Source organism: Rhizobium beringeri, assembly GCF_004306515.1.
Taxonomy (GTDB): domain Bacteria; phylum Pseudomonadota; class Alphaproteobacteria; order Rhizobiales; family Rhizobiaceae; genus Rhizobium; species Rhizobium beringeri.
The window spans coordinates 560657-584389 of the sequence record NZ_SILG01000002.1; the positions used below are offsets into that span (position 1 = coordinate 560657).

Below are 23733 nucleotides of genomic sequence, written 5' to 3' on the forward strand. Positions count from 1 at the left end.
AATTCGAGCCTGACAATGATATATGATCCCGCCCGGGCCAATCCGCTTTTCGGCAATCCCCTGAAGACACGCGACGACCTCGCCAAGGCCGTCATCGATCTCTTCGAGCCGCTGCTGCCGTATTTTTCCGAAGGCGGCGCCCGTGTACGCCTCGGTGCAGCCGGCGCGATCTTCGACCGGGCAGCAGCGGATCTGGAAGGATTTGCGCGGCCGCTCTGGGGAATTGTTCCGCTTGCTGCGGGCGGCGGTGCGTTCCCGCATTGGGAGCTCTATCGGCGCGGGCTCGCAAACGGCACCAATCCTGCTCATCCCGAATATTGGGGCGATCTTGCCGACCGCAATCAGCGGCTGGTCGAGCTCGCCGCCGTCGGCTTCGCCCTGGCGCTTGTCCCCGAGCACATCTGGGAACCGCTTGGCGACAGCGAGAAGAAGACGGTCGCTGCCTATCTTCTCTGCGCGCGCGAGCTGGAATTCATCGACAACAATTGGAAATTCTTCCGTGTGCTCATCGATCTCGGGCTGGAACGCGTGAGCGCGGCGTTCGATCACCGGAAAACCCTCGCCTATCTCGACGAGTTGGAGACTTTCGACCTCGGGGAAGGCTGGTATCGCGACGGACCAGTCCGGCGGGTCGATCATTACATTCCCTTCGCCATGCATTTCTACGGCCTGATCTATGCCGTGCTGGCCAAGGGCGACGAGGCGCGCAAGGACCGCTTCCGGGGTCGCGCCCAGACCTTTGCCGGGGATATTCGCCACTGGTTCGGCCCCGATGGCGCGGCACTCGCCTTCGGCCGTAGCCAGACCTACCGCTTCGCGGCGGGCGGTTTCTGGGGCGCGCTTGCCTTTGCCGGCGTCGAAGCCCTGCCCTGGACGGAGATCAAGGGCTATTACATGCGCCATATCCGCTGGTGGTCGGCAATGCCGATTGCCGATCGCGACGGCGTTCTCTCCGTCGGCTACGGCTATCCGAACCTCTTCATGAGCGAGAGCTACAACTCGCCCGGGTCGCCCTATTGGGCGCTGAAATTCTTCCTGCCGCTCGCCCTTGCGGGGGATCATCCATTCTGGACCGCCGAGGAGGCGCCGCAGCCGGAATTTCCGGAGCCGGTTGCCTTGAAGCCGGCGGGAATGGTCGCCATGCACACGCCGGGAAACGTGGTCGTGCTCTCCTCAGGGCAGCAGCACGACAAGATGCTCGGCGCAAACGAGAAATATTCGAAATTCGTCTACTCCACGCGCTACGCCTTCAACATCGAAGCCGACGACCGGAATTTTTCCGCCGCAAGCTTCGACGGCATGCTCGGCCTCTCCGAAGACGGCGTCCATTTCCGCATGCGGGAAAAGCTCGAAGAGGCGCTGATAACAGGCGACCTGCTCTATTCGCGCTGGCGCCCCTGGAGCGATGCCGTTGTCGAAACCTGGCTGCTTCCTGCAAATCCGTGGCACATCCGCATGCACCGCATCGCTACGCCGCGTGCCCTCAGCACCATCGAGGGCGGCTTTGCGATCGAGCGTGCGGATTTGAATGCCGACCGCTCCGATGTGAGGGATGGCCGGGCCGTCTGGTACGGACAGACCGACGTCAGTGCCATCGTCGATCTATCGCCCAACCCGAGGGCCGGTCATGCGATGAGCCCGATACCAAACACAAATCTCATCCACGCCAAGACCCTGCTGCCGCAGCTGCGCGGCGAAATCGGCCCCGGAACCACCGTGCTCGTGACCGCCGCGATGGCCCTGCCCAGTCGCGAGAATTGGGCAAAAGCGCTCGATAACCCGCCCGCCTGCCCCCGCCTCGACGAAGTCGAGCAGCGCTTTCGTGAGAACGGCCTACGGGTGCCGGCATTCGCCCTCGGGACGTAGCTTGGAGCATTGGCTTCCGGGGTTCGACTGCGGGCCAGGCGGTTGACTATCGTGCGGTCAGTTCGGAACGGTATGCTTCGGCAATGCGGTGCGCCAGCTGTGCCATTTGATCGTCGGGTATCTGCAGAACCCCGTGCTCCGCCATCAGCGCGTGGTATTGCTGCTCTTCAAGGGGTACACCAGAGGGCAAGGGAACGACATGAAAATGCAGGTGGCTATTGGCTTGCTGGCTGCCGAGCGAAAGCACATAAATTCGCTCGGCGTCGAACACGCTTTTGAGCGCGCGAGACAAAATATGCACCTTCTCCTGTAGTCGAAGATATTCATCGGTCGACATGTCTCGCGCGAGATCCTCGAGGTGCTCCCTCGGACAGACAAGGCAATAGCCAGGCAGAGTGGGATATTTGCTAAGGAAGATGATCGTCTCGTCGTCTTCAAAAACGCGATGATGAAAGAAGTCAGGGTCATTAGAGACCAAGCCGCAGATAAAGCATGGCCTTGTTCCGATGTCGTGCACATAGGCGTTGAGATCAAATGGTTGGCGTTCCATCATTCCAAACCTCTGCCATCTCACACGCCGAGGCGTGTTCGATTGTAGGATTACCAATATTGGGGAGTCCGCAAGCTAAGGCAACGGCTCGAACGTGGCCGCGTCGCTTGACGCCAAAGGCATCATAGAGGCGATTGAAAACACTCCAATGGCGGACGCAAACTTCCGGAACTACAGCAAAAGCCATTCCCGAAAATAGGGCGTGTCAAAACCAGATGAAGAACATAATATTTTCGGATTACTTATAATAATTACATTTATATTCTCGACCAGCGGATCATAAAACCCATTCCATGCAATATTATTGAACTAAGATCCAGGCAAACGTCGTGGTATACTCGGGTTTCATTTGAGGCCTTGAGAGGAGCACGCAATGCCCACCATAATGATCTATCACGACGTAAAAGACACGAAACACTGGCTCGCTTCACCTGTTCGCAAGCAGGTATTGGAACCCGTTGGCGTCACGAACATTCGCACGTTTACAGACCCTCAGACGTCCAACCGCGTCGGCCTGGTCATGGACGTTGCTGATATGGATAAGTTGATGGCTTTCATGCAGACCAAGGCAGCGGCCGATGCGATGGCGAGTGACGGCGTCTTGCCCGAGACCATGACGTTCCTCGTTCAATCGTAACACGGATCTCGACGAGACTTGGAAATACAACGCGGGAGGATGACATGACGACATTATTCGTGAGGCACGAGGTCTCCGATTATGCTGCCTGGCGCAAGATATATGATGGCTTTTCGCCGGTGCAGAAGGCCAATGGGGTGACGGCGCAAGCCGTTTATCGAGCCATCGACAATCCGAACGATATTACCGTCACCCACGAGTTTGCCACGCTTGAAGCGGCGCAGGCATTCAGCAAGCTGGACGAGCTGAAGACGGCGATGCGCACGGGAGGCGTGCTCGGCGCGCCGACGGTGTGGTTTACCAACAAAGCATGAAATAGGCCAAACGGCCTCCGCCGCTGCACAGCGGGAGGCCAGGTTGCGGTCGCGCTCGGCACATGACATGGAAGCCGAGTAGTGCGCCCCTGCGCCGATTGCCGACCTTGGTGGCAGTTGCAGGCGAACTGCGCAAATTAGAGCAATTCCAGGAAAAGTGCGAAGCGGTTTTCCGTCCGGAATTGCGTAAAAACAAAAGGATAGAGCGGTTCTGCGCTTCCGTTAAAAGCTGAACCGCTCTAGTCCGAGTTCTATTATCCGTTCCTGATGTCGCGCAGGAGATCCAGGCCGCGCTGGTATTTTTCCGTTTTCTTGCCAGCTTGTTCGGCCTGCCGGAGATTATCTTCAAGATCGGCCCGTTTGACGGGCAAGGCCAGCGGGTTTGATGCCGCACGTCTGACGAAGTCGTCATCCGGCTCGTCCGGCCGCCGTGTCAACGCATTCACCGCGGAGATGATCGCCGGCGGAAAGCCTTCTTCCCTCAGCCTGTCGAGCGTCCAGCCGTTTCCCTTCTCGACGACGTCATGAAGGTAGGCGACCGTTCGCGTCTCGTCACCGGAAACCAGAAGGGCTACCCGCTGGCAGTGCTCGAAGAACGGCCGACCGGTTTTGTCCGCCTTACCTTCATGGGCCGTAAGAGCGATCTGGATGGCATGGTCGAGATGCTGCATGGCGATCACGGTCCCTCGGTCTTCCTGATCTTTCGTCGAGAAGGCTTTTCGCCCGTCGTCATCTCGATGTCAGGGACGGGAGCCACGGCGGCCTGGACAGGCCTCGCCCGCCGCCGATCGAGATCGCCGCTCTCACCGGCGCCTTGAAGCAGCGCTGCATCATCCCTGTCGTCTTCATCGAGCAGGTTCTGCAGCGTCTCATGCTCATCCTCGCCGGCAAGTTCGTCGCAGGCTTGAAGCCAATGGCGCTGGTCGGCGCCATCCGGGCGGCCCTCGGCCTCCCAAATTTCGTAGGCGCGCTGGCGTATCTGCTCGTGCTTGTCTATAGCCATGATCTGCTCCGCGCATTGGAATGAGCCGTCCGAAGAGCGGCTCGGCCGCCCTTTCAGGGCGTGTTGATGGTTGGAAGAAAATCCTCCACCTGCTTGCGTTGATCCTTTGGAAGCGTCTCCACCCGTTCCCTCCAGAACCGTTCGGCCTCCGGCGGATCCTCGTCCCATTGGCGAACATCGGTGATATTGTCGTCGATCATGGACCGGCGGTGGCCGCCGAGGCTGAGATATTCCTTTGCAAGCTTCAGGCTTGGGGTTTCGGTTTCGGTGCCGCTATCACGATCTAATGCCGAGCTGGCGTTGCGTCGGGCAGTTTCCAATGCCCTTTTGCGATCGGTCTCGGCCCGTTCAGTATCGGCGGACCGCGCGTCGTCGGTGCCGCTCTCGGGCGGCACGCTGGATTTGAAAGTCTTCATGGATCACCTTTCGATGTTGTGATCCAATAACCTTCGCAAACAGTGAGAGTTCCGCGTGGCGGGCGATTGATCTGAGCGGGGGATCGAAGCGGGGCCACGCATCCGGCGATCAATGGACGGCCATACTCACCATTCGATAGGGGTGCACGGCCTCGAATTGCGAGATCATCGCCGTCGCCTGCTGAAATACGAGCTCGGCATTTTCTGGATCGTCACGGGCGAGTTCATCGGCGTTGACGCGGATCGCTTCGGCCATGTTGTTGGAAAGTGCAGCAAACTGCGTGTTGCCTTCGACATAGGCCTCACGCGCCGTGTCCTCCAGCGTACGAGCGATATCGACGAGGATTTCCTCGCGTTCCTCGATACTGAGGTCTTTGATTATATTGGTCTTCTCTTCCATGTCACTCACTCCAAAAAGACGTGGGACGATGACCGAGCTCATTTGAGCCTCGATCAAAAAAGAGTTGGGAATGCCGAAATCCGGATTCAAGCCTCAATCCTGCTCGAACTCGCCTCCGGCACCACGCCGTCGCCTTCGTTATTCGAACGCGGGAGGCGATTTTCTGTTCCCTGCCAGGCGTTAGCACTCACGGGCAGGGAGTGCCAATTTTTCTTCCATCCCCTCTTGAATTGCAAAACCGTCGAACCAAATCATTCTCGCAAGGCGCGAGCGCTGCGCACCCGCCCGGATTGGTCATCCGGTCCGGCTAGGGAACAACGTCATCATTGTTTGTCGATGGAGGAAGACATGTCGTTCCGACCGCTTCATGACCGCATTCTCGTCCGCCGGGTCGATTCAGAGGAAAAGACCAAGGGCGGCATCATCATTCCTGACACAGCCAAGGAGAAGCCGCAGGAAGGCGAGGTCCTCGCCGTCGGCCCCGGCGCACGCAACGACGCCGGCCAGATCCAGGCGCTCGACGTCAAACCCGGCGATCGCATCCTGTTCGGCAAATGGTCCGGCACCGAGATCAAGATCAATGGCGAGGATCTGCTGATCATGAAGGAAAGCGACGTGATGGGCATCATCGAAACCCGGGGCGAAAAGAAGCAGGCCGCCTAAGGTCCCTGCTGACATCCGTCCACGCTGGAGCGCTTCAGCTTTTCATGGAAACGCAGAACCGCTCCAACATTTTATTTCTGACGCAATTCCGGTAAAACCGCTTCGCGCTTTGCCTGGGGAAAACCCCTTCGTACTTTTCCTGGAATTGCTCTGGCTGCCTATGAAGGAGTGAGGACATGGCTGCTAAAGAAATCAAATTCAGCACCGAAGCCCGCGAGAAGATGTTGCGTGGCGTCGACATCCTAGCCAACGCCGTGAAAGCGACCCTCGGCCCCAAAGGCCGCAACGTCGTGATCGAAAGATCTTTCGGCGCCCCGCGCATCACCAAGGACGGCGTATCGGTCGCCAAGGAAATCGAACTCGAAGACAAGTTCGAAAACATGGGCGCCCAGATGGTCCGCGAAGTAGCTTCGAAGACCAGCGACGTCGCCGGCGACGGCACCACGACGGCAACGGTGCTGGCCCAGGCGATCGTCAAGGAGGGCGCCAAGGCGGTTACCTCAGGCATGAACCCGATGGATCTGAAACGCGGCATCGATCTTGCGGTCGCCGCCATCGTCGCGGAACTGAAGGCCAACGCCCGCAAGATCTCCAACAATTCCGAAATCGCCCAGGTCGGCACCATCTCCGCCAATGGCGATGCCGAAATCGGCCGCTTTTTGGCGGAAGCCATGGAAAAGGTCGGCAATGATGGCGTCATCACCGTCGAAGAAGCAAAGACTGCGGAGACCGAGCTCGAAGTCGTCGAAGGCATGCAGTTCGATCGCGGCTATCTCAGCCCCTACTTCGTCACCGATGCCGACAAGATGCGGGTGGAGTTCGAAGACCCTTATATCCTCATCCACGAGAAGAAGCTCTCGAACCTGCAATCGATGCTGCCGGTTCTCGAAGCCGTCGTCCAGTCCAGCAAGCCGCTGCTGATCATCGCTGAAGACGTCGAAGGCGAGGCCCTCGCAACGCTCGTCGTCAACAAGCTGCGTGGTGGCCTCAAGATCGCCGCCGTCAAGGCGCCCGGCTTCGGCGACCGCCGCAAGGCCATGCTCGAAGACATCGCCATCCTGACCGCCGGCACCGTCATTTCCGAAGATCTCGGCATCAAGCTTGAATCCGTCACGCTCGACATGCTCGGCCGAGCCAAGAAGGTTTCGATCGAGAAGGAAAACACCACGATCGTCGACGGTTCGGGCGCCAAGTCAGACATCGAAGGTCGTGTGGCCCAGATCAAGGCCCAGATCGAAGAAACCACCTCCGACTACGACCGCGAGAAGCTGCAGGAGCGCCTTGCCAAGCTTGCCGGCGGCGTTGCCGTCATCCGCGTCGGCGGCTCGACGGAAGTTGAGGTGAAGGAGAAGAAGGATCGCGTCGACGACGCGCTGCATGCAACCCGAGCGGCGGTTGAGGAAGGCATTCTGCCGGGCGGCGGTGTAGCGTTGTTGCGCGCCGTCAAGGCGCTCGACACCGTCAAGACCGCCAATGGTGACCAGCGGGTCGGCGTCGACATCGTTCGCCGCGCGGTCGAGGCGCCGGCTCGCCAGATCGCCGAAAACGCCGGAGCAGAAGGCTCGGTCATTGTCGGCAAGCTGCGCGAGAAAAGCGAGTTCTCCTACGGCTGGAATGCTCAGACGGGCGAATATGGCGACCTTTATGCGCAGGGCGTCATCGATCCAGCCAAGGTGGTTCGCACCGCGCTGCAGGATGCGGCCTCCATCGCCGGCCTTCTCGTCACGACGGAAGCCATGATCGCCGAGAAACCCAAGAAGGACGCGCCGCCACCATTGCCCGCCGGCCACGGCATGGACTTCTAAGGCGCTTGCCGGCCCGCCGGCCCCGCCGGGCGGGCCTCATCCGAGGGAATAGAGATGGTTCAAACGATCAAAAACCGATCGCAGGTGCCGCTGGACTCCCGCGATCTTGAAACCTGCCAGCGCGTCTTCGACAAGCTCAGCGCCGATTACCGGGTGGCAAGGGACAGCGACGAAGCCGAACGAATGGCGAGCATCATCATCGAGCTCTACCGACAGGGCGTGCGCGACCCCGATCACCTGCAATCGATGGTCGAGGCGGCCCGCGGCCTCCTCGAAACGAGCGAGCACCTGCCTACTGCTCCGGGAATTTGACCATGCTGCCGCCGCCGGTTGCCTGGTCCGTCGGGAAGACTTCAATTCGGGCGACGTCGACGAAGACGGGAAGCTCGATGGCGTTCGAGATGATCGAAGCAATGTGAGAGGGCTGTATCGGACGGTAGCCGTCATAGAGCAGGGTCCGCGCCTGGTTGCCCGCCATCGCGGTTCGATAAAGCTCCGTCTGGACGCGGCCCGGCACCACCTCGGTCACACGAACCGAGGTCCCGAGCAGGTCGCAGCGCAGATTGTCGCAAAACAGGCTGAGCCCGGCCTTCGTGGGGCCGTAGACCGCCATGTTCGGATACGCCGCCTGGCCGCCGCTCGAACCGATATAGATCAGGTGGCCGCGCTTTCGCTCGACCATAGCAGGCAGGAATGCGCGGGTCAGATGCATCGGCGCCTTGAGATTGATGTCGATCATGGCATCGATCTCGGACGGTTCGATCTCGCTGAATGTCGCCCGTGTCGAGAGAATGCCGGCATTGTTGACCAGGATGTCGACGTCTGTTCCGTGAAGCTGCTTGACGATTTCGGCGGTATCGCGCACATCGGCACGGACGGGCTTCGCCCCGCTTTCCCGCTCGAGTTCCTCGAGCGCCTCGGCGTTTCGGCCAACGGCATAAACCGTCAGCCCCATCTCGCGTAGTTTGCCGACGGTGGCGCGACCGATGCCGCTCGTCGCACCGGTGACCACGGCGACCTGATAGGGCAGCGGCTCAGACATAGATGTAGCCTCCGCTGACGACGACGTTTTCGCCGGTGGCATAGGTGTTGCGGCTCGATGCCATCATGACGATCCACTCCGCCATTTCGACCGGCTCGGCTGCACGGCCAAGCGCGCTGGCCTTGGCCAGCTCCGGAAGGAACCCCAGCTCCTTGGCGCGATCCGTCGCGAAACCGGCAGGGGCGACGGAATTGACAAGGATCTGGTCCTTGGCGCATTCCTGGGCAAAGGATTTCGTCAGACTGACGACAGCCGCCTTGGTTGCGGCATAATGCGCATTCTGGGGATGAGCCTTGAAAGCATCGACCGAGGTCACGTTGACAATCCGCCCGGTAACCGCAGGCGCGTTCACGTGCTGGCGCATATGAAGAACGGCGGCCACCATCATATGATAGGTGCCCTTCACGTTGATCGCATTTTCGAGGTCCCATTCCTCGTCGGTGATCTCGAGGATAGGGCGTCTCGGATAGATGGCGGCGCTGTTGACGAGCACGTGGATCCGACCGAGCTTGCCGGCGATTTCGTTGAACCCGCGATGAGCCGTTTCGGCCCGGGAGATGTCGGCAACGGCCGTTGCCACCTCGGCGCCGAGAGCGCGAAGCGCCTCGGCCGACGATGTAAGCAGATGCTCATTGCGATCGATCAGCCCGATCCTGGTCGCCCCATGCGAGATCATCAGCTTGGCCGTCGTCAATCCGAGCCCGGAAGCGCCGCCGACGATGATTGCGGTCTGGTTCTTCAAAGTTCCACCTCAGTATTTTCAGTTACGCCGCTAGCATTGTATGTTATCACTTATATGCCAACTTCGACAAAGCTCAAGTGCATTCTGAAGGTCTCGAAATGATTCCACGCCTCCGGCCGAACGGTTCAATCCCCCTTCCCGCTGTGGGATTCTTCCCGCGGCTCATCGAGGCAGGGTTCGACGGCGACATCGAAACCGGCGCGGCGAGCCGGACCGTTTTTTCGACCGACAATTCCATCTATCAGATCGAGCCGACCGGTATCCTCTTCCCCAAGGGCATCGAAGACCTGCAGATTACGGCGGCCGTGCTGTCGGAACGGGCCTTTCGCGGGATCACCGTCGCGCCGCGCGGCGGCGGAACCGGCACGAACGGTCAATCCCTCACCTCAGGCATTGTCGTCGACTGCTCGCGACACATGAATTCCATTCTCGAGATCGACCCGATCAGGAGAATTGCGCGGGTCCAGGCGGGTGTGGTCAAGGATCAGTTGAACCAGGCGTTGAAGCCCTACGGCCTGTTTTTTGCGCCTGAACTCTCCACCTCCAATCGCGCCACCATCGGCGGCATGGTCTCCACCGATGCCTGCGGCCAGGGTTCATGCCTCTACGGCAAGACCAGCAACCATGTGCTGGGATTGCGCATCGTGCTTGCGGATGGGACCGACTGGTGGTCGCGCCCGCTCGATGCGGAGGCACTCAAGGAGATCACCGCGCGTCGGGACCGCGTCGGCGAAATCCATAGGACGATCGACCGCATCGCGCGCGAAAAACGCGATCGGATCACCGAGATTTTTCCGAAACTCAACCGCTATATGACCGGGTACGACCTCGCTCACATCCGGCGGGACGACGGACGCTTTGACCTCAATGCCATCCTCTGCGGCTCGGAGGGAACGCTGGCGATGATCGCCGAAGCCGAGCTCAACCTTTTGCCGATCCCCGCCCATGCGGCACTGATCAATATTCGCTACGGGGACTTCAACACCGCACTGGAGGATGCCCGCACGCTCGTGGCGCTGAAGGTCGCCTCGGTGGAAACGGTCGATGAAAAAGTTCTCGGGCTCGCCAGGGGCGACATTGTCTGGATGGGCATTGCCCGCTTTTTTCCCGACGATGCCGGCCGAACCACGAATGGCATCAATATCGCCGAAGTGCTCGCCGACGATGAAGCCGAACTCGAACGCAAACTGGCCGAGGTGACCGCCGCGCTTGCCGCGGGCGCGAATGCCCGTCACCTGGGTTATACGATCGCGCGGGATCATGCCGATGTCGAGGCGATCTGGTCGATGCGCAAACGGGCGGTCGGCCTGCTCGGCAATGTGGACGGACCGGTCAGGCCTGTCGCCTTCGTCGAGGACACCGCCGTGCCGCCGGAAAACCTCGCGGCCTATATCCGCGAGTTCCGCGCATTGCTTGATGGCGCGGGCCTTTCCTACGGCATGTTCGGCCATGTCGATGCCGGCGTCCTGCACGTGCGGCCTGCCCTCGATCTCACCCGCAATGACCATGTCCGGCTGGTCCGGGAGGTCAGCGACGCCGTCGTGGCGCTGACGCGCAGATATGGCGGCGTGCTCTGGGGGGAGCACGGCAAGGGAGTGCGTTCCGAATATGTGCCTGATTTTTTCGGCGACCTCTATCCCAGCCTGCAGGAGATCAAACGGGCTTTCGATCCGGAAAACCGTCTCAACCCGGGCAAGATCGCAACCCCTTCCGGCGGCCAAGCGCTGCTGAAGATCGACGAGGTTCCGCTGCGGGGAGATATCGACCGCATCATCGGCAACGAGATCCGCGCAGCCTTCGACAACGCTGCCTATTGCAACGGCAACGGCGCCTGTTTCGATTTCGACGAAACGAGCCCCATGTGCCCCTCCTACAAGGCGACACGCGACCGGCGTTTTTCGCCCAAGGGCCGCGCCGCCTTGATGCGGGAATGGCTGAGGCTGCTTGCCGAGAAAGGCATCGATCCCCGCCAGGAGGCAAAACGCCTGCGGCAGAGCGTTCCTCTCGCGAGCTTCGCTCGGCGCGTCTTCAACTCGCTGAACCCTCAAAATCGGGATGACTTTTCCCACGAGGTCCGCGCTTCGATGGACACCTGTCTGGCGTGCAAGGCCTGCGCGGGACAATGTCCCGTGAAAGTCAGCGTCCCGGCCTTCCGCTCCAAATTCCTGGAACTTTATTACGGACGCTACCTCCGCCCGCTGAAGGATCCGCTGGTCGCAGCCATCGAGACCACCCTGCCCCTGGTCCACCGGATACGACCTGCCTACAACCTGGTCGTCGGCACGCGAGCCGGCAGGATGCTGATGCGCGTTGCCGGGCTGACGTCCCTGCCTCGCCTGCCGCAGATCTCTCTGGCGAAGGAAGTCGCCCGCCTTGGCGTGCCGCTTGCGACCCCTCGGCGGATCGAGGCCTTGTCGCCGCGTGAGAGGGAGCAGAGCGTCATCTTCGTCGCCGATGCGTTTACCGCCTATTTCGATCCTGAGGTCGCCCTCGCCGCGATCGGGCTTGCGCGGAAAATGGGGCTATCGCCCTTCCTCGCCGCATCCCACGTCAACGGCAAAGCCCTGCACGTGCATGGCTATCTCGGACGTTTCGAGGCTGCCGCCGGGCGGACCGCGCACTATCTTCAGCGGCTGGATGATGCGGGCGTGGCGCTTGTCGGGCTCGATCCCTCGATGACGCTTGCGTTCCGCAGCGAATACAAGGGGGTGCTGAAGGCGAGCATCCTCCTTCCGCAGGAATGGCTGGCCGCCAACCTCGGCCGCCTTGCCGCTTCACCCTCCGCCATCAAAGGCAAGAGCTTCCGATTGATGGCCCATTGTACCGAACGCACCAATGCGCCGGCCTCCGTTGCGCAATGGAAACAAGTATTCGCGAGCCTCGGCATCGACCTGCAAACGGCCCAAACGGGTTGTTGCGGAATGGCCGGTACCTTCGGCCACGAGGCCCGCAATCGGCAGATCTCCGAGCGCCTCTATGCGATGAGTTGGAAGCCGGAGGTCGATGCCGCCGGCGACACCGAGAACCTCATGGCCACCGGATATTCATGCCGCTCGCAGGTGAAGGAAATCGACAACAAGCGCCTGCCGCACCCCTTTCAGGTGATCGATAAGATAATGTCTGAAAAAGCCGACGTTCCGCAATCAGACTTGGCATGATATGTGATATGTGCTAAATTTGATCGTGAAATTCGGAGCAAACTAGTGTCAATCATCACGCAACGAGGCAATCTCGCGGAAATCGTCGTTGCGAAGCTGATGGAACGCATCGACTCCGGCCTTTATGCTCCCGGCGAGAAAATTCCGTCAAGTGCCCAGCTGTGCGAAGAGTTCGGCGTATCCCGAACCGTCATTCGCGAGGCGCTCACCTCTCTCAAGGTGGGCGGGCGGGTGACCACGCGACAGGGTGCCGGCGTCTATGTGAGCGACAAGGACGCAAAGACCCTCAATTTCGAGATCAGCCGCATCGAGGATATCCGCTCCGCGATGCAGATCCTGGAATTGCGGCTCGGCGTCGAGATCCAGTCTGTTGCCCTTGCCGCGTCGAGGCGCACGCCGGAGGCACTGGCTGAAATTGCCCGCGCCTACGACAACCTCGAAAATCTGGTGACGGACGATGCCGAGGTCGAGGCACGCGCCGATTTCGAGTTCCATCTTGCGATTGCCCGCGCCACCCGCAATCCCCACTTCCCGAGTTTTCTGGAAGCGGTGATAGAGAGCATCAATTTCGACCTCGTGCTCAAGCATCGTCAATCGGCGCGCGGCTACAGCACCTACCTGAAGAAGATCAACAAGGAACATGCCGCTATCCTGGCCGCCATCACCCAGGGTGATGCCAAGGCTGCGAAGGCCGCGCTGATCGCCCATCTGGAGGAAAGCCTCCATCGATACCGCACGATGCTCAATGAGCCGACGAGCAGCGAAACGGAGAATTAAGTTAGGGGAAGGAAAGGATGATCCGCTTGCTGCGACGCCTCCTGCGCTCCGATCTCGCCGTATTCCACGACCGAAAGAAGCAAGGATCAGCGCCGCTGGCCGGCCGTTCGGGATGATCCTTATCCACGCCCCTCAAGCGACTTCACTTTCCGCTGGCCTGCTCAGGCGGCGCCCAGCTTTTTGAGGCGACGCCTTTTGCTGCGATCACTTTCCCTGTGCGATCGCCTGGTCGCGAATTTGCGTCAGGCTCATTTTCGGCGTCAGCGCTTCCGGGTCGATCCGGATTTCGATGAGACCCGGCTTGCCGCATGCCTCGCAGCGTTGGAAGGCGCCGGCGAAGTCCTCGGTCTTTTCCACGGTCTCACCGTGGAGGCCATAGGATCGCGCCAGCGAGGCAAAGTCCGGGTTCGTCAGGCGGGTGCCGGAGACGCGGCCGGGATACTCACGCTCCTGATGCATGCGGATCGTGCCATACATGCCGTTGTTGATGACGAGGAAGATGACGCGAGCGTCATACTGCATGGCGGTCGCAAGTTCCTGACCGTTCATCAGGAAACATCCGTCGCCGGCGAAGGCAACGACCGTGCGCGCGGGATCGGTGATCTTGGCAGCGATCGCCGCCGGCACGCCGTAGCCCATGGAACCGTTCGTCGGTCCGAGCTGGGTGCGGAAGGTGCGATACTGATAGAAGCGATGCGCCCAGGCGGAATAATTGCCGGCGCCGGTGGTCAGTATGGCATCGGGCTTGAGATGGCCGCGCAGCCACTCCATGATATCGCCCATCTGCACGGGACCCGGCACCTCGGGATGCTCGAGATTTTCGAGATAGTCGGCATGAGCCGTTCTGGTCCAGTCCTTCCACACCGGCGCAGCCGCCGGCTTCAGCTTTGCCGCCTGCGACAGGAAACCCGCGACGCTGGCGTTGATCGGCAATCGCGCGTGATAAACGCGCCCCAATTCCTCCGCGCCCGGATGGATGTGAACGAGCAACTGCTTCGGAACCGGAATGTCGATCAGCGTATAGGCGCCAGTCGTCATCTCCCCGAGACGGGCGCCGATGGAGATCAGCAGGTCGCAATCCTTCACATGGCGGATCAGCTTCGGCCCTGCCGCAAGGCCGAGGTCGCCGGCATAGTTTTCGTGCGTATTGTCGAACAGGTCCTGGCAGCGGAAGGAAGCGGCGATCGGCAGGCCGAAGGCTTCCGAAAACGCCTTCAGGTCGGTAACGGCCTGCTGCGTCCAGCCGCCGCCGCCGACGATGACCATCGGGCGCTTTGCCTCGGAGAGAAGGCCGAGCAATTCGTCGAATTGCTGCGGGCCGGCAAAACCCTCGACCCGCTTGTAAGGCGGGGTGTCGGCAACATCGACCATATCGGTCAGCATGTCTTCCGGAAGAGCGACGACCACCGGCCCGGGCCGGCCGTTGACGGCTCGGTGGAATGCCTGGCTGATGAGCTCAGGAATGCGGGCGGCATCCTCGATCTCGATGACCCACTTCGCCATCTGGCCGAACATGCGGCGATAATCGATTTCCTGGAACGCTTCGCGCTCCATCTGATCGCGCGCCACCTGCCCGATGAACAGGATCATCGGTGTCGAATCCTGGAAAGCGGTATGCACGCCTACGGACGCGTTCGTCGCGCCCGGCCCGCGGGTCACGAAGCAGATGCCGGGTTTGCCGGTCATCTTGCCGTAGGCTTCCGCCATATAGGCGGCGCCGCCTTCCTGCCGGCAGGCGATGAATTCGATGGCGTCTTCCACGTCGTGAAGGGCGTCGAGGGCAGCAAGATAGCTTTCGCCCGGCACGCCGAACACGCGCTCCACACCATGGATGCGCAAGGCATCGACGAGCACCTGGCCGCCGCTGCGCTTGGATGTTTCGTTTTTCATCGGGGAGCCCCTCTGCTGTTCGTTAAATGACGGCGTCTTCGAGGAAGGGGCGCTGCGCTACTACCCGCTCGTAGCCGAATGGCGAAAGATCAAGGGTCTTGAAGCCGCCATAGGTAATCAGTTCCGAGAGCCCCCGTCCCATCGCCGGCGACTGCTGGAGACCGTGCCCCGAGAAGCCGTTTGCGAAGAGGAAATTGCTGACCTCAGTATGCGGTCCGAGGACGACATTGTGATCGAGGGTGCAATAGTCATAGTGGCCGGCCCAGGAATTGACGACCTTGATCGCCTCGAAGGCCGGAACCCGGTTCGCCAGGACCGGCCAGATTTCCTCGTCGAATTCGTCGTGCATGACGTCGAAATCGTTCGGATCCACCTCAGGGTCATGTTTGGGATAGGTGCCCATCAGATAGAACTTGCCCTCGGGCCGGAAGAAAACGCCGGTAGGATCGATCGTCAGGCCCACCTTTCCTTCCAGGGGCGTGCGGCAATCGACGACGAACAGCGAGCGTCGGCGCGGCTCCACGGGGACGTCGAGCCCGGCCATGCGGGCGATTTTCTTGCCATTGGTGCCTGATGTATTGACCATCGTGCCGCAGGCGATCGTCTGGCCGCTCTTCGTCGACACGGAAACGATGCGGTCTCTCTCTCTGTTGACGGCAACAACTTCGTCTTCGATGTATTCGACGCCGAGCGAGCGCGCCTTCTTGCGAAAGCCCTGCAGCAGACCGACGCTGTCGAACCAGCCCTCGCCCCGCTCGCCGGTGCTGCCGAGCGTCAATCCTTCGAGGTTCAGCCAGGGAAACCGCCGGCCGAGGCCGTCAGGATCGAGCAGCGTGACTTCCGCTCCGCACGAGACCTGGGTCTCGTGGTTGCGCCTGAGAACCTGATCGCCACGATCATCCTCGGCGAGGAACAGATAACCGGCCTCGTGAAAACCAATCTCAGGCGTGTCGTCGTCAACGGCGACGTTTTCCTTGAAGTTGCGGATGAACTCCGTCCCGAACTGCGAGACTTTGACATTGATCGCATTCGAGAACTGGTGGCGGATGGAGCTGGAGGACAGTGCCGTCGCCGACCGCTGATAGGTCCAGTCCTTCTCGATCACCAGGACCGATCCGTTGAAGTCGGGGTTGGTCGCCAGAAAATATGCCGTCGAACTGCCGACCACTGCACCGCCGACGATCACCACGTCATAGGACGACTTGGAAGCTTGCATCAGGGCGTCTCACTTCTTCTCGTCTTCATAGTGGCCGGCGGCGGCAAAGCTGCCGCCCTGGAAGCGCACCGCCGGATCGTTGGGATCGCCCTGTTTCGTCTTGCCGAAGACCTTGTCCGCGTAGTCGTCGGCGCTGTCTTCCGGCTTGTATCCAAGCGATGCCGCCGTGCGGTTGTCCCAGAACGCCCGGCTGTTGTTGGACATGCCATAGGCGACCATGAAGCCGACGCGTTCGGCCGACAGGCTCTTTTCGACGAGCTGGCGGCAATCGCGATAGGAAAGCCAGGTGATGAGGTGGCGCCGGTCTGTCGGCTCGGGGAAGGACGAGCCGATGCGCAGGCTCACGGTCTCGATCCCGAACTTGTCGAAATAGTAGCGTCCGAGGTTTTCGACGAAGGTCTTCGACACGCCGTAGAGACTGTCGGGGCGGGTCGGAACGTTGCCGTCGATCGTCTCGGTACGTTCGTAAAAGCCGATGGCGTGAACGGAGCTGGCATAGACGATGCGCTTGACGCCATGCTGCCGGGCCGCCTCATAGATGTTGTAGCTGCCGACGATGTTGGCGTTGAGGATGGTGTTCCAGGGGGCTTCCAGCCCCTGACCGCCCATATGAATGATGGCGTCGCAGCCCTCCACGGCTTTCGAAACGGCGTCGAAGTCGGAAAGGTCCGCCGGGAAATCCTCCTCGTGCGGCTCGAGGTTCTCGCAGGGCTTGCGTGCAGACAGCCTGACGATCTTGCCAAGCCTTGTTCCTGACTTGCGCAGCTGGGTTCCCAGAGCGCCGGCCGCGCCGGTCAGAAGCATGCGCTGATAATCGGTCATCGAATTTTCCCTTTAGCGAAGTTTGGCCAATGCATCGGCGGTGCGCTCGATGGCAACGGCAAGATTGTCACGCGATGTCGCGAAGGAAAGGCGAATATAGGGTTCGACACCGAAAGCGGCACCGGGAACGGTTGCGACCTTGCCTTCACTCAGGAGATAGGAGGCCAGTTCCGTATCGTTGGAAATCCTGGCGCCGTCGGGCGCCGTCTTGCCGATATAGTGGGCGCATTTCGGAAAGAGGTAGAAGGCCCCTTCCGGAGCCCGCACATCAAGACCGGGCATCGCGCTGAAGCCCCTTGCGACCAGTTCGCCGCGCGCCTTGTATTCGGCAACCGCCGTCGTGACGAAGTCCTGGGGACCGTTGAGCGCTGCGGCGGCCGCAAACTGGGTGATCGAGGACGGGCAGGTCGTGCTCTGGGACTGAAGCTTGTTCAGGGCCCGGGTCAGTTCCCGCGGGCCGGCCGCATAGCCGAGCCGCCATCCTGTCATGGCATAGGCCTTGGACACGCCGTTGATGATGAGCGTGCGGTCCTTCAGCTCTGGGCACGCGACGACGAACGACGTGAAGGGCACGTCGCCGCAGACGATATGTTCGTAGATCTCATCCGACATGATCGCCACGTGGGGATGCCGCGCCAGCACCGCGCCAAGCGCCTTCAGTTCGTCCGCCGTATAGATCGCCCCCGTCGGATTGGACGGAGAATTGAACAGAAACCAACGCGTCTTCGGCGTGATGGCTGCTTCCAGCCGCTCGGCTGTGATCTTGAAGGCATCCTCGACACCGCAAGGCACGATCTTCGGAATGCCGCCATGCAGGATGACGATGTCGGTGTAGGAGACCCAGTAAGGCGCCGGCACGACCACCTCGTCGCCGGGCTCCAGCGTGGCGAGGAATGCATTGAAGAGTATCTGCTTGGCGCCGTTGCCGATGGAGATCTCATCCATGGCGTAGTCGAGGCCGTTCTCGCGTTTGAACTTGGCGACGATCGCTTCGCGCAGCTCCACCAGGCCGTCCGGCGCGGTATAGCGGGTAAGCCCCTTGCGCATGGCCTCGATCGCCGCCTGGACGATATGATCAGGTGTGTCGAAATCGGGCTCGCCGAGCGACAGGTCGACGACATGCTCTCCTTTGGCCCGCATCGCCTTGGCGGCGACCGATACCGCCATGGACGGTGAGGACTTGATCGTCGCAACGCGTGTGCTTTCGAATGCAATCATATTCATGCCCTGCCTCCCTTAGTCCGGCTCCTGCCGTAGGCTTCAGCCTGTTCTTCTGTGATGTATCCATGCTTCAGATCGTGCTCGATCGCATCAGCCGGGCGATGTGCCGGATCGCCGTAACCGCCGCCGCCCGGAAGCGACAGAACCAGGCGCCGGCCTTCCGGTACGAATTGCAGCCCCTTGCCCTTGAGAACCGTACCGTCGTCGAGAGCAACGGCGCCGGCCGTGCCGTTCAGTCCGCCATCGCGGCCGCGTGCGGGGTGGCCAAGCCTGTCGAACATGGCGGAGAAGCGGAAGCTGAAGCCCTCGGCCGCTTCGATCTCGATCATCTGGCCGAGACCGCCGCGCTGCGCGCCGACACCCCCTGATCCCTCGCGCAATTCCTTGCGCCAGATGATGACGGGGCCGACATTCTCCGTCGCCTCGATCGGCATCGTGTGCACGCCGCTCGGAAAGGCGGTGGCGTTCAAGCCATCGAGAGCGGCGCGGGCGCCGGTGCCGCCGGAATTGAACATCAGGATTTCCGCGCCCTTGCCGCCGATCTGATCGGAGACGGGGCGCACGCTCATATGCAGGTTCCAGAGCGCACTGGCACCTTCCGCCGGCACCTGTCCTGGAAGCGCCTGATGCAACGCACCCAGCACGAGATCGGGGACGAAATGGCCGAGAACGTGGCGGACGGCGACCGGCGCCGGCCGCTTGGCATTGAGGATGCAGCCTTCCGGCGCCACGACCTCGAAGGGCGCGAGAGAGGCCGCATTGTTTGGAATTTCCGGCGCCACGACGCATTTGATGCCGTAGCAGGCATAGGCCTTGGCATAGACGAGCGGCACATTGATGCCGAACTTGCTCATGCCTGAGGTGCCGTCGAAATCGACCACGACGCCATCGGGGCCGATGCTCAGCTTGGCGGCGAGATGCACCGGCTCGTCATAGCCGTCGAGGTCGAGGCTATAGTTCCAGGAGCCATGCGGAAGGTTCTTCAGCCGCTCCAGCGTTGCCTCGCGGCTGTGCTTGAGGATGAAGCCGCCGATCGTCGACAGATCAGGAAGATTGAATTCCGTCAGCATGTCGACGAGCCGGCGCTGGCCCGTTTCGTTGCAGGCGGCGAGCGCATAGAAGTCGCCGACGACCTTATCGTTTTCGCGAACATTGTTTCGCACGATATGGATCAGCGTCCGGTTCAGCTCGCCGCGCTCGAAGAATTTCATGATCGGGATGAAGATGCCCTCTTCATAAACTTCGCGGGCATCCGGGCCGAAACCGCGGCCCCCGACATCGACGACGTGTGCGGTCGAGGCGAAATAACCGACCAGCTTGCCGTGATGGAAGGAGGGCGTGACGACGGTGATGTCGTGCAAGTGGCCCGTTCCCTTCCACGGATCGTTGGTGATGTAGACGTCGCCTTCAAAGATATTGTCCGGCCCGATGTCGCGAATGAAATGCGCGACGGATTCCGCCATGGCGTTGACATGGCCAGGCGTGCCTGTAACCGCTTGCGCCAGCATGCGGCCTTCCAGGTCGAAGACGCCGGCCGACAGATCGCCCGCCTCGCGCACCGAGGTGGAGAAGGCTGTGCGGATCAGGGTTTGCGCCTGCTCCTCGACGACTGAGATCAGCCGGTTCCACATGACCTGCATATGGATATCGATCATGGATTGGTTCATGTGACTATCCTCAGATCCGGGTTGCGAGAAGGCAGCCGTCGTGCTGAACGATGGCCTTGAAGGAGGAGGTGAGAACGGTCGAGGTCTCACGCTCGACGATGACGGCGGGGCCCTTGATGACGTCGCCGGACTTCAGGTCGGTGCGCTCGTGAATGCCGGCTTCGAGATAGGCGCCTTGCGAAGCCTCGAACATGCGGCGGGTCCTACCCGGCTGCACGACATTGCCTTCGGCGACGGAGGGGATGCGCTCCACCGGTGGGAGCGGTGAACTCGCCTTGACCGACCAGCTGACGATCTCGATATCGAGACCCTCGATGGCGCGACCGAAGAAGCGCTCATATTCCCTTTCGAACAAGGCTGCGATCGTCTCGGCGCTCGCGGCGTCGAAATTGTCGTCAGCAAGCGGGACCGGAATATCCCAGCCCTGCCCGGCATAGCGCATGAACAGCGTGCGCTCGATCACCGGGGAGCCTGCGTCGAGCCCGCCATCGACAAAGCCGAGTGCTTCGGCCTTCATGGCTTGCAGGAGGCGGTTGGCCTCTAAATATTCGAAATTCGACAGGTTGAAGACGGCGCTGCGGACGGACTCATAGCCGAACGGCGCCTTGAGGAAACCGATCGCGGAACCAACGCCGGCGCCCGGCGGAACGAGGAAGGTCGAGATTCCCATCTTTTCGCAGAGGCGTGCGGCATGCAGCGGTCCGGCGCCACCGAAGGTGATCATGGTGAAATCGGAAATGTTCTTGCCGTTCTCGACGGTGTGAACGCGGCCGGCATTGGCCATGTTCTCGTCGACCATTTCGCACGTACCGTAAGCGGAAGCTTCCGGGTCGAGGCCGATGACCGAGCCGATATCGTCGCTCATCGCCTGGCGGCTCGCCTCGACGGAAAGCGGGATCGCGCCGCCGGCGAAATTGGCGGGATCGAGCTTGCCGAGGATCAGGTCCGCATCGGTGACGGTGGGGTTCTTGCCGCCGCGCTGGTAACAGGCCGGGCCCGGCTCGGAGGCTGCCGAATGCGGCCCGACGCGGATCTGACGCATTGCGTCGACCGACGCGATCGAACCACCACCCGCGCCGATTTCGACCATCTCGACAACAGGGATGGAGATCGGCATGCCGGATCCCTTGCGGAATCGATAGGTGCGCGCGACCTCGAAAGTCTTGGCCGTCTTCGGCACCTGATTTTCGATCAGGCAGATCTTGGCGGTCGTGCCGCCCATGTCGAAGGAGAGAACCGTATCGAGACCGTATTGGCGGGCGATGTCGGCCGCGAAGATCGCGCCGCCGGCCGGACCGGATTCGACCAGGCGCACTGGAAACTCGGAGGCGCTGTCGACCGAGACGATCCCACCGCCGGAGTGGATCATGAAGACCGGGCAGCCGACTCCGATATCCTTCAGCGAGACGACGAGACGGTCGAGATAGGATTTGATCGCCGGCTTGACGTAGGCATTGGCGCAGACCGTGTTGAAGCGCTCGAATTCGCGCATCTGCGGAGAAACCTCCGACGAGATCGAAACGGAGAGGTCAGGAAGGCGCTTCAGGATCGCGTCGCGGACGGCGATCTCGTGTGCGCCATTGGCATAGGCATGAATGAAGCCGATCGCGACACTTTCATAGCCACCTGCCGCGACCTTCTCGACGACGGCTGCGACCGAAGCATGGTCTAGATCAAGCAGAACCTTGCCCGCCGCATCGATACGCTCACGCACGACGAAGCGGTCGGCGCGCGCGATAAGAGCCGGCGGCAGGGAAATATTGAGATCATACTGCTCGAAACGGTTCTCAGTGCGCATCTCGAGCACGTCGCGAAAACCTTCCGTCGTCACGAAGGCGGTCTTGGCGCCGCGCCGTTCGATGAGCGCGTTGGTGGCAAGCGTCGTGCCATGAATGAGGATGCCGATCTCTGAAAGAGCGATGCCCGCCATGTCGGCGACGGCCTTCACACCCTTGAGGATCGCTCGCTCCGGCGCCGTATAGTCCGTCAGGATCTTCGTCGAGTGAAGCGTCCCATCGATGTCGAGAGCGATATCCGTAAAGGTGCCGCCGATATCGACGCCCACCCGGCAGTTTCGTGGCGTGCTGCTCACCGTCTTGTTCCCCGCTTTCTTAACGTTCGAGGCCGCGCTTGCGCGATCATCGATCCTGCCATTCTTCACTGTTGCAAGCGATGCCGCAACATTTCTGCTTGACGATCTTCGTATATGTCACTTATCATATAAGTGTCAATTAAGAAAAGGGTCGAAAGTCTCGAAACTCGCTCTTCTCAGCGGCTGAGATAAAGAGAATTTACCTAACAAAAATAATAGCTTCACCTTTAAGGCGAAGCATGAACGCGGACTTAAACCGCGTCGAGAACGACCAAAAATCGAACAGCTTCAACCAGAGGGAAAAACACATGAAATCCATATCGACACTTCTTAGCGCCACTGCCGTCGGCTCCGCCTTGCTGTTTTCCAACGCTTTGGCGGCCGACACGATCAAGATCGGCGTCGCCGGCCCCTTTACCGGCGCCAATGCGACCTTTGGCGAGCAGGTGTTCAGCGGCGTGTCCGCCTACGTCACCGACGTCAATGCGTCGGGCGGCATCAATGGCAAGAAGATTGAACTGGTGAAGGGTGACGACGCCTGCGAACCCAAGCAAGCCGTTGCCGTCGCCAATCGTTTCGTCGACCAGGACAAGGTCCAGGCGGTGATCGGGCATTTCTGCTCGTCCAACACGATCCCCGCTTCCGAGATCTACAATGATGCCGGTATCCTCGAAATGACGCCGTCCTCGACCAATCCGACCGTGACTGATCGCGGTTTCGACAATCTGTTTCGTGGCTGCGGCCGTGACGACCAGCAGGCCGTCGTCGCCGGCAGCTTCATTCTGGATACGTTGAAGCGGGACAAGATCGCGCTCATCCATGACAAGGACACCTATGGCCAGGGCCTGGTGGACGCCGTCAAGAAGACGATCGAAGCGCGCGGAATCAAGCCTGTGATGTACGAAGGCCTGACCCGTGGCGAACGTGACTTCAATGCGCTCGTCACCAAGATCAAAAGCTCCGGCGCCAACGCCGTTTACTTTGGCGGCCTCATTCCCGAAGGCGGCCCGCTGATCCGCCAGTTGAAGGAGCAAGGTGTCGACGTGGTCATCGTCAGCGGCGACGCTTTCGCCCAGGCGGAACTGGTCGCGGCAGCCGGCGGCGCGCAGAACCTCAAGAACGTCTATTATTCGGCAACGCCCGATCCGCTGGCGGATCCCTCCACGCAGGGTGTCCAGGATTCGTTGAAGAAAGCCAACATCACGCCGGCAAACTACGTCCTCTATGGCTATGCCAATGCGCAGGCCGTCATTGCCGCGCTGAAGGCCGGCGACGAGTTGAAGGCCCAGGCCGACTATCTCCGCAGCAACACCGTCGATTCCGCCATCGGCAAGATCACTTGGGACGCCAAGGGCGACATCAAGGACTTCAAGTTCGTCTTCTACAACTTCGACGACAAGGGAACCCCTGTCTTGGTGAAGTAAGGCATTTTGCCCGAGTTGGCCGGACCTC

22 protein-coding genes are annotated in these 23733 nt (G+C 60.8%); 9 read left to right on the forward strand and 13 right to left on the reverse strand.

Annotation, left to right across the window (positions count from 1 at the left end; all coding sequences use genetic code 11):
- The first annotated feature begins 15 nt into the window (after window positions 1-15).
- Window positions 16-1866, forward strand: a complete 1851-nt coding sequence (locus ELH03_RS26250) for a DUF2264 domain-containing protein (RefSeq protein ID WP_130766912.1) — start codon at window positions 16-18, stop codon at window positions 1864-1866.
- 46 nt (window positions 1867-1912) lie between these two features.
- On the opposite strand, the gene ELH03_RS26255 is transcribed toward ELH03_RS26250, so the two are convergent.
- Complete coding sequence (locus tag ELH03_RS26255) at window positions 1913-2419, reverse strand: HIT family protein (protein WP_128405100.1); 507 nt, start codon at window positions 2417-2419, stop codon at window positions 1913-1915.
- A 370-nt stretch (window positions 2420-2789) separates the two neighbouring features.
- On the opposite strand from ELH03_RS26255, the gene ELH03_RS26260 reads away from it, so the two are divergent.
- The gene (locus ELH03_RS26260) at window positions 2790-3053 is read left to right on the forward strand and encodes a hypothetical protein (protein WP_128405099.1); all 264 of its coding nucleotides are present in this window, start codon (window positions 2790-2792) and stop codon (window positions 3051-3053) included.
- A gap of 44 nt (window positions 3054-3097) precedes the next feature.
- Complete coding sequence (locus ELH03_RS26265; RefSeq protein ID WP_128405098.1) at window positions 3098-3367, forward strand: cyclase; 270 nt, start codon at window positions 3098-3100, stop codon at window positions 3365-3367.
- 254 nt (window positions 3368-3621) lie between these two features.
- Here the strand turns inward: ELH03_RS26265 and ELH03_RS26270 are convergent, their stop codons facing one another.
- The 4 genes from ELH03_RS26270 to ELH03_RS26285 all read right to left on the reverse strand — a co-directional run bounded on the left by ELH03_RS26270 (window position 3622) and on the right by ELH03_RS26285 (window position 5186).
- Entirely contained in the window at window positions 3622-4038 is a 417-nt protein-coding gene (locus tag ELH03_RS26270; protein ID WP_128405108.1) for an HD domain-containing protein, read from the reverse strand.
- A gap of 5 nt (window positions 4039-4043) precedes the next feature.
- Entirely contained in the window at window positions 4044-4370 is a 327-nt protein-coding gene (locus ELH03_RS26275; protein ID WP_128405097.1) for a DUF2934 domain-containing protein, read from the reverse strand.
- A gap of 53 nt (window positions 4371-4423) precedes the next feature.
- Window positions 4424-4786: a hypothetical protein gene (locus ELH03_RS26280; RefSeq protein ID WP_128405096.1), complete on the reverse strand. Its 363-nt coding sequence runs from the start codon at window positions 4784-4786 to the stop codon at window positions 4424-4426.
- A 109-nt stretch (window positions 4787-4895) separates the two neighbouring features.
- On the reverse strand, window positions 4896-5186 hold the full coding sequence (locus ELH03_RS26285; protein ID WP_062942856.1) for a hypothetical protein: 291 nt from the start codon (window positions 5184-5186) through the stop codon (window positions 4896-4898).
- 348 nt (window positions 5187-5534) lie between these two features.
- On the opposite strand from ELH03_RS26285, the gene ELH03_RS26290 reads away from it, so the two are divergent.
- The 3 genes from ELH03_RS26290 to ELH03_RS26300 all read left to right on the forward strand — a co-directional run bounded on the left by ELH03_RS26290 (window position 5535) and on the right by ELH03_RS26300 (window position 7966).
- On the forward strand, window positions 5535-5849 hold the full coding sequence (locus ELH03_RS26290; RefSeq protein WP_130766913.1) for a co-chaperone GroES: 315 nt from the start codon (window positions 5535-5537) through the stop codon (window positions 5847-5849).
- 176 nt (window positions 5850-6025) lie between these two features.
- Window positions 6026-7654 (forward strand): chaperonin GroEL, encoded by a 1629-nt coding sequence (gene groL / locus ELH03_RS26295; protein ID WP_128405094.1) that lies wholly within the window; start codon window positions 6026-6028, stop codon window positions 7652-7654.
- A gap of 54 nt (window positions 7655-7708) precedes the next feature.
- Entirely contained in the window at window positions 7709-7966 is a 258-nt protein-coding gene (locus ELH03_RS26300; protein ID WP_128405093.1) for a hypothetical protein, read from the forward strand.
- Here ELH03_RS26300 and ELH03_RS26305 read toward each other — a convergent pair.
- Both ELH03_RS26305 and ELH03_RS26310 read right to left on the reverse strand, forming a co-directional pair.
- Window positions 7947-8696, reverse strand: coding sequence for an SDR family oxidoreductase (locus ELH03_RS26305; RefSeq protein WP_130766914.1), 750 nt, complete (start codon window positions 8694-8696; stop codon window positions 7947-7949). The two genes, ELH03_RS26300 and ELH03_RS26305, sit on opposite strands and share 20 nt — an antisense overlap.
- The gene (locus tag ELH03_RS26310; RefSeq protein WP_128405091.1) at window positions 8689-9438 is read right to left on the reverse strand and encodes an SDR family NAD(P)-dependent oxidoreductase; all 750 of its coding nucleotides are present in this window, start codon (window positions 9436-9438) and stop codon (window positions 8689-8691) included. The genes ELH03_RS26305 and ELH03_RS26310 overlap by 8 nt, the downstream gene beginning before the upstream one ends.
- Before the next feature lie 98 nt (window positions 9439-9536).
- On the opposite strand from ELH03_RS26310, the gene ydiJ reads away from it, so the two are divergent.
- The gene (ydiJ, locus tag ELH03_RS26315) at window positions 9537-12596 is read left to right on the forward strand and encodes a D-2-hydroxyglutarate dehydrogenase YdiJ (protein ID WP_130766915.1); all 3060 of its coding nucleotides are present in this window, start codon (window positions 9537-9539) and stop codon (window positions 12594-12596) included.
- Between the two features lie 45 nt (window positions 12597-12641).
- Window positions 12642-13373 (forward strand): FadR/GntR family transcriptional regulator, encoded by a 732-nt coding sequence (locus ELH03_RS26320; RefSeq protein ID WP_130766916.1) that lies wholly within the window; start codon window positions 12642-12644, stop codon window positions 13371-13373.
- Window positions 13374-13577: 204 nt separating this feature from the next.
- Here ELH03_RS26320 and ELH03_RS26325 read toward each other — a convergent pair whose 3' ends face one another.
- The 6 genes from ELH03_RS26325 to ELH03_RS26350 are packed head-to-tail and all read right to left on the reverse strand — an operon-like array spanning window position 13578 to window position 22281.
- Window positions 13578-15263, reverse strand: coding sequence for a thiamine pyrophosphate-binding protein (locus ELH03_RS26325; RefSeq protein ID WP_130806821.1), 1686 nt, complete (start codon window positions 15261-15263; stop codon window positions 13578-13580).
- Between the two features lie 22 nt (window positions 15264-15285).
- Complete coding sequence (locus ELH03_RS26330; protein WP_130766918.1) at window positions 15286-16479, reverse strand: NAD(P)/FAD-dependent oxidoreductase; 1194 nt, start codon at window positions 16477-16479, stop codon at window positions 15286-15288.
- A 9-nt stretch (window positions 16480-16488) separates the two neighbouring features.
- A complete protein-coding gene (locus ELH03_RS26335) occupies window positions 16489-17301 on the reverse strand; it encodes an NAD-dependent epimerase/dehydratase family protein (RefSeq protein ID WP_130766919.1) in 813 nt (270 codons plus the stop codon).
- A gap of 12 nt (window positions 17302-17313) precedes the next feature.
- The gene (locus ELH03_RS26340) at window positions 17314-18525 is read right to left on the reverse strand and encodes a pyridoxal phosphate-dependent aminotransferase (protein ID WP_165420534.1); all 1212 of its coding nucleotides are present in this window, start codon (window positions 18523-18525) and stop codon (window positions 17314-17316) included.
- Window positions 18522-20189, reverse strand: a complete 1668-nt coding sequence (locus ELH03_RS26345; protein ID WP_130766920.1) for a hydantoinase B/oxoprolinase family protein — start codon at window positions 20187-20189, stop codon at window positions 18522-18524. The genes ELH03_RS26340 and ELH03_RS26345 overlap by 4 nt, the downstream gene beginning before the upstream one ends.
- A 10-nt stretch (window positions 20190-20199) precedes the next feature.
- Complete coding sequence (locus ELH03_RS26350; RefSeq protein ID WP_130766921.1) at window positions 20200-22281, reverse strand: hydantoinase/oxoprolinase family protein; 2082 nt, start codon at window positions 22279-22281, stop codon at window positions 20200-20202.
- Window positions 22282-22589: 308 nt separating this feature from the next.
- Between ELH03_RS26350 and ELH03_RS26355 the strand changes: the two genes are divergently transcribed.
- A complete protein-coding gene (locus tag ELH03_RS26355; protein ID WP_130766922.1) occupies window positions 22590-23705 on the forward strand; it encodes an ABC transporter substrate-binding protein in 1116 nt (371 codons plus the stop codon).
- The last annotated feature ends 28 nt before the right edge of the window (window positions 23706-23733 follow it).

Coding starts and splice junctions, on each gene's coding strand:
- ELH03_RS26250 (WP_130766912.1), top strand. CDS start 16: ATGATATATGATCCCGCCCGGGCCAATCCGCTTTTCGGCAATCCCCTG.
- ELH03_RS26255 (WP_128405100.1), bottom strand. CDS start 2,419: ATGATGGAACGCCAACCATTTGATCTCAACGCCTATGTGCACGACATC.
- ELH03_RS26260 (WP_128405099.1), top strand. CDS start 2,790: ATGCCCACCATAATGATCTATCACGACGTAAAAGACACGAAACACTGG.
- ELH03_RS26265 (WP_128405098.1), top strand. CDS start 3,098: ATGACGACATTATTCGTGAGGCACGAGGTCTCCGATTATGCTGCCTGG.
- ELH03_RS26270 (WP_128405108.1), bottom strand. CDS start 4,038: ATGCAGCATCTCGACCATGCCATCCAGATCGCTCTTACGGCCCATGAA.
- ELH03_RS26275 (WP_128405097.1), bottom strand. CDS start 4,370: ATGGCTATAGACAAGCACGAGCAGATACGCCAGCGCGCCTACGAAATT.
- ELH03_RS26280 (WP_128405096.1), bottom strand. CDS start 4,786: ATGAAGACTTTCAAATCCAGCGTGCCGCCCGAGAGCGGCACCGACGAC.
- ELH03_RS26285 (WP_062942856.1), bottom strand. CDS start 5,186: ATGGAAGAGAAGACCAATATAATCAAAGACCTCAGTATCGAGGAACGC.
- ELH03_RS26290 (WP_130766913.1), top strand. CDS start 5,535: ATGTCGTTCCGACCGCTTCATGACCGCATTCTCGTCCGCCGGGTCGAT.
- groL (WP_128405094.1), top strand. CDS start 6,026: ATGGCTGCTAAAGAAATCAAATTCAGCACCGAAGCCCGCGAGAAGATG.
- ELH03_RS26300 (WP_128405093.1), top strand. CDS start 7,709: ATGGTTCAAACGATCAAAAACCGATCGCAGGTGCCGCTGGACTCCCGC.
- ELH03_RS26305 (WP_130766914.1), bottom strand. CDS start 8,696: ATGTCTGAGCCGCTGCCCTATCAGGTCGCCGTGGTCACCGGTGCGACG.
- ydiJ (WP_130766915.1), top strand. CDS start 9,537: ATGATTCCACGCCTCCGGCCGAACGGTTCAATCCCCCTTCCCGCTGTG.
- ELH03_RS26325 (WP_130806821.1), bottom strand. CDS start 15,263: ATGAAAAACGAAACATCCAAGCGCAGCGGCGGCCAGGTGCTCGTCGAT.
- ELH03_RS26330 (WP_130766918.1), bottom strand. CDS start 16,479: ATGCAAGCTTCCAAGTCGTCCTATGACGTGGTGATCGTCGGCGGTGCA.
- ELH03_RS26335 (WP_130766919.1), bottom strand. CDS start 17,301: ATGACCGATTATCAGCGCATGCTTCTGACCGGCGCGGCCGGCGCTCTG.
- ELH03_RS26340 (WP_165420534.1), bottom strand. CDS start 18,525: ATGAATATGATTGCATTCGAAAGCACACGCGTTGCGACGATCAAGTCC.
- ELH03_RS26345 (WP_130766920.1), bottom strand. CDS start 20,189: ATGAACCAATCCATGATCGATATCCATATGCAGGTCATGTGGAACCGG.
- ELH03_RS26355 (WP_130766922.1), top strand. CDS start 22,590: ATGAAATCCATATCGACACTTCTTAGCGCCACTGCCGTCGGCTCCGCC.